This window comes from Roseibium sp. RKSG952 (assembly GCF_009711355.1).
Window position 1 is genome coordinate 1 of the sequence record NZ_SMMF01000394.1, and the last position, 805, is coordinate 805.

The 805-nt window shown below is 66.1% G+C and carries 1 protein-coding gene; it reads right to left on the reverse strand.

Features of this window, described 5'->3' with window-relative positions; all coding sequences use genetic code 11:
• Positions 1–805, reverse strand: an 805-nt coding sequence (locus E1297_RS01195) for an AMP-binding protein (RefSeq protein ID WP_155132864.1), incomplete at both ends; no start/stop codon positions are given.

Consider the following 805-nt stretch of genomic DNA (forward strand, 5'->3'; position numbering starts at 1 on the left):
GAGATGAGGATCAACAACATAACCTTGCGTCCCCGGATAGGGCGCGCCGATGGACTGCAGCGCAGTGCCGCCGTCTTGCCGCGACCAGGCCACCCCGATTGCCGTTTCCGACGGACCATAGGCGTTCCAGACCTCGGCCCCCCGGTCCAGAAGCCGGGCACGCAGCTCCGCGCTCAGCGCCTCGCCGCCAATCACAGCCCTGACACCGGCAAGCTCCCCGATACCGACATCCAGCAGCATCTGCCAAAGCGGCGGAGAGGCCTCGATGAGGCCGATCCCGTGCGTCTTGACAAGACCCGCCACATAGCCGCTCTCGCCAAGCCGGGTCCGGTCGCACAACACAAGCGTGCCTTCACCCGCAAGCGGCAGGACAAATTCCTGCAAGGCCGCATCAAATACCGGCTTCAGCACCGACAACAGCCGGCCGCCGGTGTCATAACCGCCGATCCGCATCACCGACAGCGTGTTCGCCAAAAGGTTTTGATGGCTGACCTGAACCCCCTTCGGCCGGCCGGTCGACCCGGATGTGTAAATCACATAGGCGAGCGCCTGCGGCGTGCCCGGCCCCGGCAGGCCGGTCTCCGGCCCGGCATTAACCCCGGCATCGGCACCGTTTGGAGCAATCCCCTCTCCGGCCGCATCGGCAAACACCTGTTGCCGCCGACTGCCGGAAAGAACCAGCAAGCGGTCCGAAAGCGCCCGGCTGGTAACGACCAGACCCGCACCGCAATCCTCCAGCATGAAGGCAAGCCGGTCCGGCGCATCTTCCGGGTCCAGCGGCAGATAGGCCGCGCCCGCCTTCCAG